Source organism: Microcoleus sp. Pol1C5 (assembly GCF_036701115.1).
In the GTDB taxonomy this organism is placed as follows: domain Bacteria; phylum Cyanobacteriota; class Cyanobacteriia; order Cyanobacteriales; family Microcoleaceae; genus Microcoleus.
The window spans coordinates 1-18,831 of sequence record NZ_JAUBQE010000019.1 but is presented as its reverse complement, the minus strand read 5'-3'; the positions used below and the strand labels follow the sequence as shown (position 1 = coordinate 18,831).

Annotated in this window: 11 protein-coding genes and 1 pseudogene; 2 read left to right on the top strand and 10 right to left on the bottom strand. The window is 45.2% G+C overall.

Annotated features, from left to right (window positions below; all coding sequences use genetic code 11):
* The first annotated feature begins 277 nt into the window (after positions 1 to 277).
* Positions 278 to 4,855, top strand: coding sequence for a DUF4347 domain-containing protein (locus tag QUA23_RS12545; protein ID WP_333110387.1), 4,578 nt, complete (start codon positions 278 to 280; stop codon positions 4,853 to 4,855).
* A 492-nt stretch (positions 4,856 to 5,347) separates the two neighbouring features.
* Here QUA23_RS12545 and QUA23_RS12540 read toward each other — a convergent pair whose 3' ends face one another.
* From QUA23_RS12540 to bioF, 8 genes and pseudogenes are all read right to left on the bottom strand, one after another.
* The gene (locus QUA23_RS12540) at positions 5,348 to 5,893 is read right to left on the bottom strand and encodes a hypothetical protein (protein WP_333076350.1); all 546 of its coding nucleotides are present in this window, start codon (positions 5,891 to 5,893) and stop codon (positions 5,348 to 5,350) included.
* Between the two features lie 261 nt (positions 5,894 to 6,154).
* Positions 6,155 to 7,516, bottom strand: a complete 1,362-nt coding sequence (locus QUA23_RS12535) for a cytochrome 450 (protein WP_333076351.1) — start codon at positions 7,514 to 7,516, stop codon at positions 6,155 to 6,157.
* A 795-nt stretch (positions 7,517 to 8,311) separates the two neighbouring features.
* Positions 8,312 to 8,899 (bottom strand): hypothetical protein, encoded by a 588-nt coding sequence (locus tag QUA23_RS12530; protein ID WP_333076352.1) that lies wholly within the window; start codon positions 8,897 to 8,899, stop codon positions 8,312 to 8,314.
* A gap of 134 nt (positions 8,900 to 9,033) precedes the next feature.
* Positions 9,034 to 9,923 (bottom strand): annotated as a pseudogene (locus QUA23_RS12525) (IS701 family transposase); the annotation flags it as partial.
* 435 nt (positions 9,924 to 10,358) lie between these two features.
* Positions 10,359 to 10,730 (bottom strand): response regulator, encoded by a 372-nt coding sequence (locus QUA23_RS12520; RefSeq protein ID WP_333076353.1) that lies wholly within the window; start codon positions 10,728 to 10,730, stop codon positions 10,359 to 10,361.
* Positions 10,727 to 13,666: an ATP-binding protein gene (locus tag QUA23_RS12515; RefSeq protein ID WP_333076354.1), complete on the bottom strand. Its 2,940-nt coding sequence runs from the start codon at positions 13,664 to 13,666 to the stop codon at positions 10,727 to 10,729. The genes QUA23_RS12520 and QUA23_RS12515 overlap by 4 nt, the downstream gene beginning before the upstream one ends.
* 981 nt (positions 13,667 to 14,647) lie before the next feature.
* Complete coding sequence (gene pirA, locus QUA23_RS12510) at positions 14,648 to 14,797, bottom strand: arginine synthesis PII-interacting regulator PirA (RefSeq protein WP_172185012.1); 150 nt, start codon at positions 14,795 to 14,797, stop codon at positions 14,648 to 14,650.
* Between the two features lie 311 nt (positions 14,798 to 15,108).
* Complete coding sequence (bioF, locus tag QUA23_RS12505; RefSeq protein WP_333076355.1) at positions 15,109 to 16,281, bottom strand: 8-amino-7-oxononanoate synthase; 1,173 nt, start codon at positions 16,279 to 16,281, stop codon at positions 15,109 to 15,111.
* 66 nt (positions 16,282 to 16,347) lie between these two features.
* Here bioF and QUA23_RS12500 point away from each other — a divergent pair, with 66 nt between their 5' ends.
* Positions 16,348 to 17,283 carry an exopolyphosphatase gene (locus QUA23_RS12500; RefSeq protein ID WP_333076356.1) on the top strand — a complete coding sequence of 312 codons (936 nt, stop codon included), beginning with the start codon at positions 16,348 to 16,350 and terminating at the stop codon, positions 17,281 to 17,283.
* Between the two features lie 123 nt (positions 17,284 to 17,406).
* Here the strand turns inward: QUA23_RS12500 and QUA23_RS12495 are convergent, their stop codons facing one another.
* A complete protein-coding gene (locus QUA23_RS12495) occupies positions 17,407 to 17,640 on the bottom strand; it encodes a hypothetical protein (RefSeq protein ID WP_333076357.1) in 234 nt (77 codons plus the stop codon).
* A gap of 11 nt (positions 17,641 to 17,651) precedes the next feature.
* On the bottom strand, positions 17,652 to 18,824 hold the full coding sequence (locus QUA23_RS12490; protein ID WP_333076359.1) for a glycosyltransferase family 4 protein: 1,173 nt from the start codon (positions 18,822 to 18,824) through the stop codon (positions 17,652 to 17,654).
* Positions 18,825 to 18,831: the final 7 nt, after the last annotated feature.

Sequence of the window (18,831 nt, the reverse complement as noted above, 5' to 3'; positions counted from 1 at the left end):
TTGAAAAATTTCCGTAATCGGGAACAAGCTAGCTGTACCTGCTGTCTGGTTTTTTTAAGTTGAGAATAAAAAAGTGCGATCGAGTAACTTTCCAGCTCCAACAGATTTACAAGAATCACAAAAATAGATAATTGTAAAGCTTTGTCTGTACAACTCTTTTACTAAGTTAAAGGCGGGTTTTGTGCTAGCCGTATTTGTGGTGGATTGAAGTAGCGACTATCATCGCACGGAAACAACATTGTGAAAACCTAACTAGGTGCATGGGGGAACAATAATTATGAAAAACCAACAAATAGTATTCGTAGATTCAGCAGTTGAAGATTGGCAGAGTCTGGCGGTCGGTGTTAAAGCGGCTACAGAGGTAATTTTAGTCGATCGCACGCGGGACGGCATCGAACAAATTGCCGAAGCATTGCAGAGCCGCAAAGGTATAGAAAGCGTTCACATTATTTCTCACGGGGAATCGGGAAATTTGCAGCTAGGGCAAACTAGCCTAAATTCCGACAATTTAGAAACATATCGCGGCTGTTTGAAACGGTGGTTTTCGTCATCTGTCAACTCACTTCAAAATCGATTTGAAATTCTGCTTTACGGTTGCAACGTAGCTGCAGGTAAAAAAGGAGAAGCTTTTGTACAAAAGCTGAGCAAGTTAACAAAAGCTAATATTGCTGCTTCTGCAGATATTACGGGCAGTGCCCAAAAAGGCGGAAACTGGGTACTTGAATACGCTACGGGAGCGATTAAAACAGGATTGGCGATCGAGCCGGAGGTAATGGCAAATTACGCGCATACCTTGGCGACGTTTACTGTTATTAATACCGCTGACTCTGGGCCTGGTTCGCTGCGACAAGCGATTACGGATGCGAATGCAGCGGCCGCACCGCCGCACAATATTAACTTCAACATTCCCGGTGCAGGCGTTCAGACGATCGCACCCCTCTCGCTCTTGCCACCTATTACCGCTCCCACAATCATCGACGGTACCTCGCAGACTGGATTTGCAGGCGTCCCACTTATCGAGCTATCTGGCAACAATACTGTTGGAAACGGTCTGATCCTTGCTGCTGGTAGCGGTGGCAGCACGGTGCGGGGACTAATAATCAATGGCTTCACCACCGCAGGCATCTCCGTTGAAAGCAATGGGAACACAGTATCTGGCAATTACATCGGTCTTGATGCCACGGGCACTCTGCCCCGGCCCAACGGCGTATTTGGCCTCGTCATTCAGTCCGGTGCGACCGGTAACATAATTGGCGGGCCTAACCCGGGCGATCGCAATGTCATTTCCGGCAATACTACTTTCGGTGTCATCATTGCTGGCGGGAGCAACTCTGTACTGGGCAACTTTATTGGCACTAATGCAGCGGGCACGGCTGCAGTAGCCAACATCGGTGCCGGAGTAGTTATCCAAGAGGCAGCTAACAATATAGTTGGGGGCAGCACCGAGGCTACCCGCAATATTATTTCTGGTAACGGTACTGGCGCAGTCATTGCTGGCACGGCAGCCATCAACAACCAACTCGTAGGCAACTACATCGGTACAGATGTCAGCGGTACCAATGCAGTTGCAAATAGTGTGGGCGTAGCTCTCCAGGGAAGCGCAAACAATAATACGATTGGCGGTAGTGTAACAGGTGCTGGCAACGTCATTTCCGGTAATGCTAACAGTGGCATCAGCATTGTTGACAATAGCAGCAGCAACGCTGTCCAAGCCAATTTCATCGGCCTCAATGCCGCTGGAACAGCCTTGAGCAACGGTGCAGGTGTCGTCATAGACAATGGGATCAACAATACGATCGGTGGCAGTACAGTAGCGGTTCGGAACATTATTTCTGGCAATGTTGGCAGTGGCATCAGCATATCGGGTGTCGGTGCCACAGGGAACACTGTGCGAGGCAATTTCATCGGCACCAATACCGCAGGTACGGCAGCCATCGCCAACGGCGGTTTTGGCGTTGCCATCACTGCCAATGCCACCAACAATACAATTGGCGGGGACTCGACGGCAGGCGAGCGCAACGTCATTTCTGGCAATAGCAGTAGCGGTGTCATCATTAATGCCGGAGCTACAGGTAACTTTGTGCGGGGAAACTTCATCGGCGTCGGAACCGACGGCACTACCGCAGTGGCGAATAGCGCTCCTGGGGTATTGGTTGACTCTTCCAATAATGCGATCGGCGGCACAGCACCTGGCCTGGGGAATACTATAGCCAATAACGCTATAGCTGGGGTCACAGTTAATTCCGGTACCGGCAATAGCATCCAAAACAACTCGATCTTCGCCAACCTTGGCTTAGGCATCGACCTCGGCAACAACGGCATCACCGCCAACGACCCCGGCGACGCCGACACCGGTGCAAACAACCTCCAAAACACCCCCGTACTCACCACCGCTACCGCTAGTGCTGGCAGCGTCACCGTCGCCGGAACTTACAACAGCACCCCCAATACCAACTTCACCCTGCAATTTTTCGCCAACAATCCCCCGGGAACCCAAGGTCAAACCTTAATTGCTTCTATCCCGGTAACTACAGACGCTGCAGGCAACGCTGCTTTCAATCAAACTTTCCCAGCAGCAGTCACCGCAGGCCAATTAATCACCGCCACAGCAACCGACGCCGCCGGCAACACTTCGGAATTTTCCGCACAGCCTGTTCCCGTTGTCGTACCGCTGAGTACCATCACCGGCATCAAATTTAACGACATTGACGGCAACGGCACTCAAGCTGCCGGAGAACTTGGCGTTCCCGGAGTTACAGTTTTCCTCGACACCAACGGTGACAGCATTCTCAGTGTCGGAGAAACTTCCGCAACTACCGGGGCTGACGGCAGTTTCACTTTCCCCAACTTGCCTGCTGGCACTTACAGCGTCCGGGAAGTTGTGCCAGTTGGCAGTCGGCAAACTACTCAAAACCCGCCCCCAGTGATTCTGACAGCAGGTCAAACTACTCCTGCTACGGTGAATTTTGGCAACCAAACAATACCCACACCTACTCCGACTCCGACTCCAACTCCCACTCCGCCTCCAACTCCGACTCCGACTCCGCCTCTGCCTCCGACTCCCGTCCAACAAAGCAGCATCAGCGGTCTTAAATTCAACGACCGCAACGGCAACGCTACTCAGGATGCGGAGGAAACTGGTCTTTCGGGATGGCAAATTTTCCTCGATGCTAACGGGAACAACTCTTTAGATTCGGGCGAAACTATTGTTACCACTGACAATTCTGGTAATTACAGCTTCAACAACCTCAATCCCGGCACCTACAATGTGCGGGAAGTCCAGCAGACTGGTTGGACGCAAACTACTGCTAATCCGGCGGCGGTTAATCTGGGTAGTGGCGCAAGTCAATCGAACGTTAATTTTGGCAATTTCCAAAATATTAGTATCTCCGGCAGCAAGTTTAATGACCTCAATAACAATGGGGTTTTGGATGCTCAAGAACCGCTCTTGCCGAACTGGCAAATCTTCCTTGACGTTAACAGCAATGACTCTTTAGATGCTGGAGAAGTTAATACTTCAACTGATAGTTTAGGAGGCTATAGTTTCGCTAATTTAGGGCCGGGAACTTATCGAGTTCGGGAAGTCCAGCAGGCTGGTGGAACGCAAACTACTGCCAATCCTGCTGATATTATTGCTGTCAGTGGCACTAATGTTAGCAATATTAACTTTGGCAATTCCTTCGCCCCAGTCCCACCAACACCAACACCAACACCAACACCACTACCACCGCAAGAAGGACAAGATGCTGACTGCATTTGTGAACAAATTGTTTTACCAAGCATTAGCAGTATTCGCGGCCCAAATTCTGCCACTAATACCCGCAACGGTACTAACGGCAACGACACTATTCTCGCCACTAATAACGGTGACGAAATAAATGGTTTTGACGGCGATGATTTGTTGGCCGGGTTGCGAGGCAATGATAATGTTTACGGGGGACTTAACAGTGCTTTCCCGGTTGGCCCCGATATAGACACGGACTTGGTGTTTGGCAATGAGGGTAATGATTACCTCAATGGAGTTGCTGGAGAGGATTTAATCTTTGCGGGCAAGAACGACGATGTTGTTTACGGCGGCAAAGATGACGACATTATTTTCGGCGACCAGGAGAGCGATACTTTAATTGGCGACCAGGGTAACGATATTATCTACGGGGGAACTATTAACCCCTTCGACCCTGATTTGACTGGCAACGATTTGGTGTTCGGTTTGGCGGGCGATGACTTCCTCAGCGGGGAGAAAAATCAAGATACGATCGCAGGTGGTGATGGTAATGATACAGTACGTGCCGGCAAGGGCGATGACGTTGTTCTGGGCGAATTGGGCAGCAACCTGCTGTTTGGCGATGAAGGCAGTGATACTATCTGTGGCGGCGAGGGGGAAGATACAGTGTACGGGGATATTGGTAGCCCTCTTCCTATTGGTTCTACTGGCGGAAAAGACCAAATATGCGGCGGTTTGGGCAACGATTTGCTGTTTGGCAATGAAGGTCAGGATACTGTCAATGGGGAGGTCGGGAACGATACTCTTTACGGCGGTAAGGATGAGGACAGTTTGCTTGGCAGTGCTGGGGACGACTTCTTGTTTGGAGATCAAGGGAATGATACTCTGATTGGAGGCACCGGGAACGATCGATTTATGTTGGGTATTGACCTAGGCAGCGAGACTATTTTAGACTTTCAATACGGCCTCGATTCGATCGGCTTAATTGGTGGTCTGGATTTCTCCCAACTGAGCATTGTTGCTGAGAATAGTTCAACTCTCATCCGAGTTACGGGTTCCGGTCAACTTTTGGCAACTCTCCGCAATGTGCCTGCAAGCGTGATTACTGCCACAGATTTTGCTCTCCTTTAGTGCGATCGAGCTAATTAATTAGGTGAGAATATTGTAGGGACGATGGATTAAGAGACTGTTGGCAAATAAAAAAAGGGTGAAACCAAACATCTTACTGCAAATTCCACGTTGTTTGTGAAGTACACTCCTGATCCATGAATCCCCGTAGGGACAAGGCAATGCCTTGTCCCTACTACTTTATGAACCTGGAATACGCTGTATAATCATGGCAAATAAACTCTGATAAACCAGAAGTAATATCGTTTCCGGTTGCACGGCGCTGTGTCCAACCTGTGGGTAATATTAATTCCCATGCTACCGCAGTTGATATGACTCGGGGTCGAAAAACTGAATGGTTGAGTGTTAACTGTTGACTCGATTTTATGATTCCGATACAATCGGAAACGATATCACATCAAACTTGGCATCGTATAGGTCGTCGGTTCAAATCCCCCCACTTCGATCGACAAAACCCGCCTAATTAAGCGGGTTTTGTAGTTTTCCTAAATATTTTCACTCTTTGGCAATAATTAAACAATCACTCTCAACCTTAGACAGCATATCTGGAAAAGCTGATGTGTAGTTCCCATCTTTGTCTACAATCCTGCGAAGTATATATCCGTTGTCAGGAGGTCTGCCGAAAAACGAGTTTGTGCGATACCAGATATCTCCATTCGGAGTGTTCGGATCTCGATCGATCAAAAAATCTACAAGCCACTGCGGCACAGCGAATCCAAACACTATGGGCGTAATGTGTCCGTGCTGCAAAGTTGCATCCGAGAATCGGAACAAGTAGCTGAAGCGAGAAAATTTAACTAAATAAATTAACATCCGTCCCGCCATTGATGAATGAAATGTCCAGATAACAGGGTCAAAAACGTGCAGCAATAACGTCCGTTCCGCAGCATTCCAGTCTGAACTGTACATCGTCAGACAATCGTCTGGTAAAACATTCCCGTCCATAAAAAAGATACCTTGCAGGGCTTCGGGTAACTCGGCTGGATGTTCTACTTTCATCCAATTCGCGATGTCTTTTAGTTGCTTGTGTTCGATTAACATGGTATTATCTATCCTCAAAATAGTTGTGTTTTGGTTCCCTATTAGATACCCCCTTGATTTCTTAGTCGATCGCTCGCTCGATAGTTTATGTGACGTGCGGTTTCAACTCACATCTTGAATCATAGCCAATCAGTTATTCAAGGGCGGGGGGGACACCCCACAATAAACTCGATGTCTTGTGGGGTGGGCCGTCGGGCCTGTTAAGCGAGAATGGTGCAATATCTCAGTTTCAACCGCTGTCCGATCGAGCTTTTGGATTGATTACCCCTGCAAATTGGGATCAGAGGCTCGTCGCACTTTGCCTACCGTACTCACGACATCCACCAGCATATTGAGTGCGATGTCTTTACCCGGGCAAATCCGTCCCGCGCTACGATCGCCCACGGAATGAAATCCCATATGAAAAGGGCACAGATTCTCGCGCTTAGGGTTGAATTCGTATACCGTAGAGCCCCAGAAACTCCCGTCTAGCAGCCCCAGGCTGAGCGGTATCAGTACCTTGGTGCCGGCAGGGAAAGTGCGCTCTTTGCCCGCTACCGTTGCGGTGAATGGCTCTGTCGCGACTCGGTGCGTGGCGCTGACGGGGGCCCAGAGGCGGGCGCATTCCAGAAGGAAGAGCTCGATCGACTGGCGATCGTCCAAATCGAGCTGATCCCAAAAATCAGTCGGGTTAATTTCGGCCGTCTGCTGTCCTTTATAGGCGGGGAGAGGGCGGTATCCCATTGCCGTGTAGCCTAGGTGCAGGGGGCCTTGCAGTCCCGCTATGCCCATAATTGATGTCATCAGCTTTGCCAATTCCCGCTTAGTCATGCCGTTGTTTTCCGAGCTCTCCTCGAAGTCGGCTAAAGCTGGGGAATTCTCATAGATAGTCGCTGCACGCTCGATTAGAGCGGACAAATCCCCGTGTCCAAAGAGGTTCAGGCTTTGCAGCAGGTTGCCGATGACGGCGAAGTAGTGCAGCGGGCTTTGGCGAGTGTAATGCAATTCGGTGAGGAGTTCGATCGACTCTAAATCATCTGGATTAATCCCAAAGATGACGTAGTGCAGGTATCGGACTAAAAATCCCATCCAACCCCGCTTGACATCGGTAAAAAACGCTCCCCCCGAACCGTGTGGCATTTGGGCATAATCGGCGGCTAGCCGATCGAGCAACCGCCTGCTGATTTCGTCTCCCTGGCGATCCGCTGTCGCACTGTTGAAGAGATATTTCTGCATACAGCTTCGGAATGCTGCGTGGTTGCTGCTACCATCAGTTTCGCGATCGGACAAAGACAGTAGAAAAAGGTTCCTACCGCCGACATCTTGGTTGGGGGCGTTATCGGGATCGAGTACAGAAGTACCAAGCCGCCATCCGCGCGCCTGGGGCGATGTGAGTGCTTTTTCCAGGGTGTCAAACTCTCCCATCACGACTTGCCCCGCGCAGCAAAAGTTGGCTCCGAAAGCCAGCCGTTTTATCTGCAAATAGGTGGGTTCGTTGGCAATCAAACCCTCAATCAGGGCGATCGGCGGTAGCATCGTTTTGCTGAGACTTTCTTCCGGGTTTTGCAAAGCCCAAACCTGAAACTCGTTCAGGGCCGGGTTCATCAGCGATGAGAAAATAGTATCTAAATTTAGGTTCATCATAATTCCTCCGAGAATCCCTCGCCATAACCCTCTTTGCAGTTAGCAGCAAGAGGGTATTGAGAAGTAATAGAGCGGGATTGAATACCCGCTTCATTGCCAAAATCAGTAAGTATAACTATAGCCATTTTTCTGTGTGTACGCCGTGGCAATATAGAGATAGTTTTACTGAATATGTCTGCGCTCAAGTCTAGCCTTTTTCCGGAGATTGAGTGGAATTTCTGCTGGGGTGACAAAGAGGCTTAGGACATAGACCGACTCAGGGTTGCGGCCCGCATACCTTCTTGATAAAAGCGGCGTTTATTTCGAGTTAACTTGATTAACTGTTCCACCTCATCCGAATATTGTTCGAGATAATTAACCCACTTTTATCCATCTAAGCCAACACCAAATGTACTCCGTCTTCGATATTTTTTTTTAGGTTCTTGACGCCGACATACATATTTTTCTAGCTTCTTTCTCCCAATATCAGTGCCTTCCAATATTGCAGAACTGTAGGCGAGTGTCACGAGCAGAATTATGTTAATCAGTCGGTTTCCTTTTAAGCTAGTTCCTGTCATATCGTAGCCTCCTGTTTTATAATCTCGGAACATTTATTCAATGCCCATCCGTTGTTTGTAAGCATCGATAGCTGCCGACAATGACCCTAAAGCCGTGAGAATAAACCATGCTCGATCAACCTTCCATGCCCTATAGTTTCTTTTCCACTTGCAAGCAACCTCAAATCCCGTGGCAAGCCGAGTTTTTCTCACTCTTTTACCTTGAAAATATAAAGAGGTTCCTGGAACTATTCCTAATTCATCTAACCGTTGCCAAACTAAATGTTCTATTTCGATACCATGATTCCTCTTCAGTCTTAAGCAAAAAGACACACCCTTTTCCTTCAGCCAGAATCCTTGCGTCTACCGGACAAAATTCACGGTCTTCTAAAACGATGACTTTATATTCTGAAAATAATGGTAAAACAGGCTGTAGATTTGTAGTTTGTTCCTCGAAGTTGCTGCTGCCCAATTTGGGCAACAATGACCAGTATAACGGAATTGCTCTTCGCTCCCAGATTAAGCTAACCATGAACAGATTAATACACCCCCATTGACTGCGAGCGATGGATCTTGATAAGCGAGTACCTACACGGCAATAAGTGGTCAACCAATAAGTAATTAATGGGAACCAAATTAATTCGATCGTTAAGTTAGGTAAATCTAAAGATCTTTGTAATTTTCGTCGCCGACTTTCCGCTGTAATTAGACAGGGAAATACTCGGGAGAGCCGTTCTAATCTCACTTGTTTTTCAGATTGCATCAAGGATAGCAAGGTTGTCACCACCAAAAACTGAGATGGCGTCAGGTATTTTTGTAATTGGGTCTGGTAGAATGTTAGTATCATTATTTTTTTGGATAGGCAAGCGTGTAATAATTCTGTGGCCTATCTTTTTTTACTACAAGTTGGCTCAATCCTTACTAACTCTGGGTTTGGGGCGGGTTGTCACCCCCAGATTCTACCCAAGTTCTTAAACCCTAAAAATTACCTACTTCTCTGGGTGTAATGTTGGGAAATTTACTCATTACATACCAAGTAGTGTTTTTGGGCAGCTCCTCTTTATCAGTTGTGATTTGCCAATATTTAATTTCCGGATTATCACCACAAATAATCTCTCTTATATATCTGTCTTCCGAGCTTAAATCAGAGAAGACACCTTTGAATCTTTGCTATTTTGAATATTTGACTTTCGCGTCTGTAACTTCCCATGCTTTGTGGTTAGAGCGAATTGCCACAATAAAATTTAGATTCAATTCCTCTAGTATTTGAATAAAATTTTTACTGCTCTCTCCGTGTAAACTATCTGCTAGGACAAGATTAAATTTAAATCCCATCGCACGCAATTGTTCGATCATTTTTGCGGCAATTTCAGGTTTAGTTAGATATTCATCTCCTGGTTGCAGTGTTTCTCTCGGTTTATCAACTTCAAATAATAGAGGAAAAGTCAGACCAGATAAAACACCATACACTGTAACTGCAACGATACCATTATCTGTTTTACCTAAATTTCCAATTTACTGTCGTTTTACATAATAAGTCGCATCCCCCTTTTTTTATCTCCTGTCTAATCAATTATTAGTATTATTGGGCGCCATTGAAGTACATATAATATTAATTCTAATCGTTGCTGACTTAATTCTTGTACATCCCAAGGTGATTGTGTTAAAAAATGGTGTAATGCTTGATGATTATCTAGCCCTATAACTTTCGCTATTGATGGTAGTGTTTTCCGTTTTATGTCCGATATCATACCGATATGTAAGCACTTAAAAGCTTCAAAGCTCCTAACTTCTGGAAATATGTTTTGGTAAATTTGACAGTATTCATCTATAAATTTGACTGTGGGTACTGGTTGACGAGGCTCTACCATAGGACTGGCAATGCTTTTGGGGTGTGTCACTGCTTATACTACCACGAGAGTTACAAAAGAGGGTTAAGTTTAGAGAGTAAAGTCAGGCCATCCATTTCAGGCATATTAAGATCGGTCACTATTATATCTAGATTCGGATGTTGTTTCAATTTTCCAGCGCTTGTACGCAATTGTGGGCATAAAAAAGGGGCCATTTTTCGGCGCTGATTTTTTTCCTAAATCTCTGGGAAAGTAGAGATTCTAAATAGGGTTCATCATCCACAAACAGTATTTTTGCTGACATATTAATTTTTTATTTACTCTTAAAACTCACAAAAAATTAGCGCTCCAGAAGGACAGAAACAAAATGCAATCGAGCAATTTTAACTCGACTAAGGTACTGCTTTCAATTACCCATTACCCATTACGCATGACTCAATATTTTTTCTTGTCAATTTACTCCAGATTGAGTATTTTATTTTTGAGTGTATCAAAATTAACAGGCTTAGTAATATAGTCATCAGCTCCATAAGCCATTGCGGTTTGGTAATTTTTCTCATCTCCATAAGCCGTAATCATAAAAACTTTTAAATCGGGAAACTTTTCTTTGAGAATTCTTAGCAGTTCGAGCCCATTCATTCCTGGCATATTAATATCCGATAAAATCAATACTATAGACGCTTCATCCTGGTTCTCTAAGTAGTTCAAAGCTGCCTCGGCGGACAGGCAAAAATGAAATTGAATTTGCCCTGCTTTGATTTCTTTCCTAAATTTCTGCTTGAACAGTGACTGAATATCTTCCTCGTCGTCTACAACCATTACTTTCATTTTTTGAAATCCTTAATTTCTGCTACTTTTTTTTGCAATGTGATTATAAACTCTGTGTATTTTCCTACTTCTGTTTCGACTTTTAGTTCTCCTCGATGTTGCTGGACGATAACATCCTGACTGATAGAAAGACCTAGACCAGTACCTTCCGCTGGTGGCTTTGTAGTAAAAAAGGGATTAAAAATTTTATCGAGTACCTCTGGTTTTATACCTGAGCCATTATCGCGAATGCGGATTTCAATCGCGTCAACAAGATTTCGAGTTCTCACGTCAAGCAGCGGTGAAAAGTCTTCTCCGATTTCTTGTTTCTTTTTATAGGCTGCATAGCAAGCATTGCTAATAATGTTAAGAAAAACCCTGCCGATGTCTTGTGGCACGACCTCTACTTCGCCAATGTCATTGTCATAGTCTGTTTCTATGGTAATGTTAAAAGCAGCTTCCTTTGCTCGCATACCGTGATAGGCTAGATTGATATATTCGGCCAATAAAGTATTTATATCTGTAGCTTCCCACTGGCCGCTTTGTCCGCGAGAATGCAAAAGCATATTGCCAACGATTTTGTCTGCTCTTTGACCGTGTTGATTGATTTTTTTAAGATTAGCTGTGAGATCGGTTAATAGCTCGGCAATATCCTCACTGGTTTCAGGATCTAAACGTTCTGCTTGATTTTCAATTTTTTCACACAGTTCTTCGGTTAATTCAGCAGAAAGTTCTGAGAAATTGTTGACAAAGTTTAAGGGGTTTCTGATTTCGTGGGCAATCCCTGCGGTTAAACTGCCCAGAGAAGCTAGTTTTTCTTGGACAACAATTTGATTTTGCATAGCTCTGAGATTTGCTTCTATCCGCTGGCGCTCTTCAATCTCATTTTGCAATTGCTGCACAGTATGGGTGAGTTCAGATGTACGCTCCTTGACTTTTATTTCTAATTCCTCATTAGCTTTTTGGAGTGCTTCTTGGGCTTGCTTGCGATCGGTGATATCGCGCACGATCGCCACATATTCTTGGAGATCCTGATTGGAAAGAGAAGCTTGTTGAGAGAATCGGTTTGAGATGGCAACTTCGAGGATGCGCGAGTTTCCATCTGGTAAATTGAGGGTTTGTTCGCTGCGACTGAGCCACTGCTCTGGCTGAGCCCCTAATCCGGGTAGTAATTTGTTCAGGTAAGACCCAATTAGCCTTGTAATATCTATTCCGAAGACGCTTTCAGCAGCGGGATTAGTCTGACGAATTACACCTTTTTCATCCAGCACTACAATAGCATCTAGGGCAATGGTAAAAAGCTGTTCTGCTCCCTCTCGTGCCTCGTCCATTAAGACAACCTGGGATATACTCGTCCAACAGGCAACGGCTATCCCGACAAAGGTGATACTCAAAACTAGCACTACCAAAAGATTAGAGGCAAGACTTGAGTTAGCCTCTAAGGGGATACCAAACAACCACCCGATCGTAACGGCGCTACAAATCAGTAAAATCGCGACTACAACCTGAAACGCCACAAAATCTGGTATCAAGCTCTTGCGCTCTTGCCGATAACGCTGAATCCACCATTCTGGATGAAACGGTGCAAAGGGAATGCGACGGATAGCCGCATCCACTACGAAAATAACCACAGGAAACAGCAACCCAATCAGCACATCTTCCCGACTCCAAGCTAAGCCTCCAACCAGCAACACCACACCATCAAAAATCAAAAAGCCTAATGCCAACCAAGGCCATCGCACTTCTGGAGAGCCTCGCCGCAGCCAGAGTCCGAGATAGAGTGACATCAACATTACGATGAAGGCAACACAACCAATCACCAATAGCCGAGTTATATCTATCCAAAGTAAACCGATCAGATTAATTAAAACGCAAAATATCAAGCCCGGTTGCAGAACACCTCGTCGCGAAACGATCGCAAAAACGGGTGCAACATATCCATCAAGAGCGAGTTGGTACAAAATTCGGGGAGAGTTAGAAACCGCAGTGGCGCAAGCTAGAAAACAGCTTGAAGCCAGCAACAGTGTCACGATTAATGAAGCTGACGGACCCCAAAATGGTACGGCGGCTGCTAATAAATTCTTAAATGAATCTTCCCCCAGTCCTTCAGCGGTGGCTAAGCGCATTAGTACCCAGGAGTTGGCTAGAAATATGGGTACAATTAGCGCCGCAGCTAAGTTTAGAAACCGCAAAGTTTCACTGGGACGACGGCTGTCGGCGACAAAAGAGGAAGCGGTTTCGCAGGCGCAAGTAGCGTAGATTGCGAAGCACGACCACTTAGCCCAGTCCACAAAGGTTAAGGCTGGCCAACTGCTGGGGAAAAGTCCGGGACTCTCTGGAGATAAAGCTAACCATCCCATCCCTTGAATGCCAAACACCAGTAGAAATCCAATTGCTGGGAACACGAAAAATGCGTGCAGTATTCCTAGAGCGCGAGTGCCACTAAATGCCACAATATAAGCGATCAGCGTGAATCCAACTATGAGAATTGTTCTGGGACAGGGAATGCCCAAGGGTTCCAGGTTAGCTTGGATGAGGTCTGTGATGACGATCGCATTCACTGATGGATATACTACCCAACTCAGAAAGTAACCGAACGCCGCATAGCGACCTAGAGAGGGATAGTTCCTCAGTAGCCTGGTGATATAGTTGGGCGTTCCCCCTGACATCTCTGGCCAATGTTCCCCTAAGCGTTTCACTTGCAGGTTCAGCATTACCCCCAACAGCACCGCGGGCAGCCAGACGAAAATTGCATTTGGGCCCAGAGCCGCGTACATTGGTGGTGCAATTGTTACCCATGCGATATGACCGCTCAGACCAAATCCCCAGGTTTCAATAGAACTCAGGCTTCTCTGGAGGCGCATGGGCGATCGCCTATTCAGATTTTCTATTAGGGAAGGCTGAGCTGGTTCTGAGTGGTAGCCGTTTTCCGGCTCGTGTCGGATGTCTGTCGCCATCAATTTTACCTATTATTTTGGGGATTTTGCTGTCGCGACCATGAGGTTCAGCTTTATAGCTTTTAACTTATTTCTGTTAAGCATTTTTGCTATTTTTAAATTTTGGCAAAGCTGCCTTTCCCAATCCACCCTGAAAATTTATCTCAATTGATCTTCAATATTACCAGGACTTACCCAACTGTCACAGCTCGCTGTACCAGCACCAAAAAATTATACAATAAACATCGAACAAGAAGTTTTAGTTACTCAATTAAATAACTTAATAGCAGCCCCTGTTTAATTTTATCTATTGTTTTACCATTTTTATCGGCTAAACTTTTGAGCACCTAAGCCACACAAGTTCATGACAAGCAATATGATTTGTGTTAATTCTAGCTTGATCGGAGTGGCAAGATTCTCTCCCGGTTAATTGCTTGAGTTCCCTAGAAAATTGCTCAATTTTCCAGCCAATAGCACACACATGAGTTTACGTTATTCGTGCGGTTATTATTGAGTTTGGTCGTTAGTCGCGACTGTCAACTTGTCAGCGATCCGGACTGGTCAAGGTGATGGGATCGGGCGTGAGCAGGCCCGATCCATTTGTCAGGTGCTTTAGTCCTGTAGTTATTAGTAGGGTACGCCGAGGCGCATTTTATTACTACAGATACTGTCAAAATAGAAGCAATGCAGCGTAAGTCTTGTTCTTCCCTCTTGCTTCTTCGTTCTGACTTCAGAACTTAGGCAAAAAATGAATGCTTCAATCCGCTATTGGTACAGACTCTGTGGGCTGAGGCGCACTCTACAGATAGAGTTTGTGCGTGCAGGAGTGTTCCCTCTTTTTTCTTCCTTCTCAATAAAAAACCCCGGTTCCTTTAAGAAACCGGGGTTTTTCCTACCAACTAAGAGAGGAGTCAAAACTTAACAGGTAGCGGTTGCCGGAATTCTACATTTCTCGCACAACCCTCTAAACCAAACTACGGGCAAATTCTAGTTGCAGCTTCTTTAAAGCTGTCTCATTTCCTCTTCAAGCACCCGAACCAAATCTTGATTCCCACTGGATCTCGCTACTTCTATGCGGTGCATCAGTTGCTTGTGAATGTTAGCACGGTGGGTTTCTGCTACTTTTTTTACGTTTTGACGATTTGTGTTCATGGTGGACGTTCCTTATATTAAATTTGGTGTACTTGCTACTTCTCTAATATAGCGCTAAATTCCAAAAAGTATCTAAATTTACAAAAAATTTACAGTTGTTGACCGATAGGCCAAACTACTGTATAAGATTGGTCATAAGTCAATAGGGATATCTTGACAATCAAAAAAAAGGCAGAACGCTAGAGCTGCCAAAGGACGAAAGCTAGAGCTGGAAAAGCCTAGAGCAGCAGAAGGCAGAAGGCAGAAGTTGAAATTCTCCCCATCTCACAACATTTACTCCAAGGGTAAGGTATTTATGACGTACCCAACATTTACTTAAAACTCACAACTTGCTTCAGCGCCTCTACCAACTGCTGAAGGTGTGCGAGCTCGTGAGTTGCCATCAGCGAAATCCGAATTCGACTGACGCTTACCGTCGGAGGCCGAATCGCCGGAGCAAAAATACCCATCTCCTTGAGTTTGCTGCCGATTGTTAAAGCGGAGGCTGCATCTTTTAACGGAAGACTGAAAATAGGGGAGAGGGAATTGCTAATTGGTAATTGGTGATTGGTAATCGCGCAATATTTGAAAGTTTCGATATTTTGTCGCAACCGAACTCGGCGTTCTGGTTCTTGCTGTACAATCCTCACAGCTTCCAAAGCAGCCGCCGTGTCAGCAGGCGTCAATGCTGTAGTATAAATCCAACTCGGAGCTCGATTACGCAGAAAATCAATTAAAGCAGCAGAGCCCGCAACGTAACCACCTAAACTTCCCAAAGCTTTGCTGAGTGTCCCCACTTGAATCAGTGGTGTTCCCGTACACCCGAAATGTTCTGCACAACCAGCACCGCTAGCACCGAAAACTCCTGTAGCGTGAGCTTCATCTACTAATACCATGCAGTTAAAGGTTTCGGTCACAGCCAACAACTGTGGTAGCTGACACAAGTCCCCATCCATGCTAAAGACGCTATCGGTAATAATTAAACACTTGCGGTATCTGGCGCGATTTTGCTCTAGCTTGGCCTTTAAATCCTCAAGATTGCAGTGATTGTACTCTAGGGAAGTGGCACCGCTGAGTGCGGCTCCGTTTTTCAGGCTCGAATGGTTGTACTTGTCAGATAATATCAAATCGCGCTTGCCGACAACGGATGCGATCGCCCCTAGATTCGCCAAATATCCCGAACTGAATACTAAAGCATCTTCTGTTTGTTTTAAATTAGCAATAGCTTGTTCTAGCTGTCGGTGCAAATCGCGGTGTCCGCTTAGCAACCTCGAACCCGTCGCACCCGTACCAAATTCCTTAGTTGCAGCCATAGCTGCTTGAATTAACCTGTCATCGCCGGCAAGTCCGAGATAATCGTTGCTGGCAAAGTTAATCAGCCGACGGCTTGCTAATTTTACCACAGGCCCGGGGGAACTTTCGAGCGATTGGGGCGATCGATACCAATCGGCACGGCGAACTGTGTCCAGGGCCTTCTCTATCCAAGCGTAAGGGTCTGCGTTCATATTGGAAAGCGATCGGGTAATACGTTATATTAGCTGGTGATCAGTTCCTCCGCATCACATAAGCATATGCCACTCACTAAAAAATACAGATTAGTCACCCGCAGCGATTTTGACGGTCTTGTCTGTGCCGTTTTGCTCAAAGAACTCGATATGATCGACGAGATTAAATTCGTGCATCCTAAAGATATGCAGGATGGGAAAATCGAAATAACAAATAACGATATTAGCACCAATTTACCCTATGTTGAGGGAGTTCATCTAGCTTTCGATCACCACTTCAGCGAAACTCTCAGACACGAGAAAATCAAAATCAACCATATCATCGATCCATATGCAGCTTCTGCTGCTAGGGTACTGTACAAATATTATGGAGGCAAAGCAAAGTTTCCTGATATTTCTGAGGCGATGATGGCGGCAGTTGACAAATCAGATTCCGCTCAATTTGCCCAAGAAGAGGTTCTGCATCCGCAAGAATGGGTATTGTTAAACTTCCTAATGGACGCCCGAACAGGCTTAGGAAGGTTTAAAGAATTTACCGTCTCCAATTATCAATTAATGATGCAGTTAATCGATTACTGCAAAAATCATACCATCGATGAAATTTTGCAGCTTCCTGATGTAAAAGAAAGAGTAGATCTCTACTTCGAGCAAGAAGAAAAATTTAAAGAGCAAATACAGCGATGCGCCAAAGTTTATAATAATTTAGTTGTTTTGGATTTGCGTAACGAAGAGGTGATTTATGCGGGAAATCGTTTTGTAATTTATGCTTTGTTCCCTCAGTGCAATATATCGATTCACGTACTTTGGGGACTGAAACAACAAAATACTGTTCTCGCAGTTGGCAAGTCAATATTTAACAAAACTTCTCAAACTAATATTGGGGAGTTAATGTTAAGATATGGCGGCGGTGGGCACCAAAATGCCGGAACTTGTCAGATTGAGAACGACAAAGCTAGTCAAGTTTTGAAAGGGTTAATTGCCCAGATAGAAGAAAATGGTTAAATTGGCTTTATCTTTTTTGCAGTCAGGACTTGAGTCTTTGATTATTTATTTTAATTTTCAGCACTAAAGTCCTTACTACAAAGGAGATTTTTCGGCACTGAAGTCCTTACTACAAACGGGAGTCTATTCCTCAAGGTTTTGAGCTGGTGGGTTCTGAACATTGAAATTTTCTGAACTGTTGCCTTTGACTGGTGGCAAATGGTCTACCAAACCCATATCAAAAGCGATATCTGGCAACTCATCAGCTTTATATTTTCCTGGCTCAAACAATCGCCCGGGAGTAAAACAAGGCTGTTTTAATCGTACAACCTCTCCGGGCGAAAACATTCCCCTAAACATTTTGCGTTCGAGTCCCATAATTTCTGCTCCTAAAACAACTTTCGCATTAATCTTAACAATTTTTGAGCGGCAGCTTCCCAATTAAATAAATCCGCCGTCTCTTTAGCTTTGTGAGCTACCTGAAAACGCATCGGATCTTCCACAATGTTTCGCAACTGTTCGCGAACAGACTGAACATTGGGTTCGGCCCAATGAGGATCATTTCTGATTTTTAGATACTGAGTATCGTAACACTTTCCGACGGGAATTAGATCGTAAGCAATGGGATAGCAGTTATCAGCATTCGCGTACTCGGTCGGGCCACCGTACATAGTCATAGCGACGGGCAAACCTGCTGCAAACGCATCCAAAATTTTAATTGCAAAACCCTCGCCGCGAAAGGGAGCTAAAAAAGCATCGGCTGACAAGTATAAATCAGCTAGTTCTGCTTTATTACAAAATTTAGGGATGATCCGAATTCTTGACTTGAACTTGCCGAATTGTTTTTCGATATTTACGAGATGCTCCACTATAACATCTGGATGTTTGCCACCATTTTTGATTATTAACTCTACGTTAGAATCATCTCTAAACTCTTCCCAAAAAGCTTGAATAGCCAGATCCGTGCCAAATCTATATAAATCAAAAGAATTGGTCATGTGCAGAATATACTTTATATCTTCCTGGTTTTTTTGCGGTCTGGCAAAATAGATTTGCGAGATTAAAGGATTGAAACCTAGAGGCATGACTGATACGTTGGCCGCCGGACATCCAGCTTGGATTAAGACGTTTTTAGAATATTGGCTTACGGCTAGTTTGTGGGATAAGTTATTGACAGCATCGTAAATCCAGTAATCATAATCATCAGTGTTGTTGGCGAATTCGTAATTAATAGCAAAAAGTTCTAAATTGAGATGTCCCTTGAGCTCTTTTAAAAAATAAGGTTTCCAATAATGAGACCATTTTATCTGAAATAAGTCTGATGGTGCCGTGTTCATCCACTTTTCTAGCAGGTGGTTTTCTTCTGTTGTGGAATTGTCGCTGATCTGAGAAGCAATTGTTGAAGGTTCGACAGAAATAGGAATTCCCATTTGGTCTAAAGTTTTCGCCAGGGATAGCGTAATATCAGCGAAAGAGTTAAAGTGTTGGAAACCTGGCGGGGTGACAACCCCGCTCAAAGCCTGATCGAATAAGGATTTGACTGGATTATGGTAAAAAAAGATAGGTCCG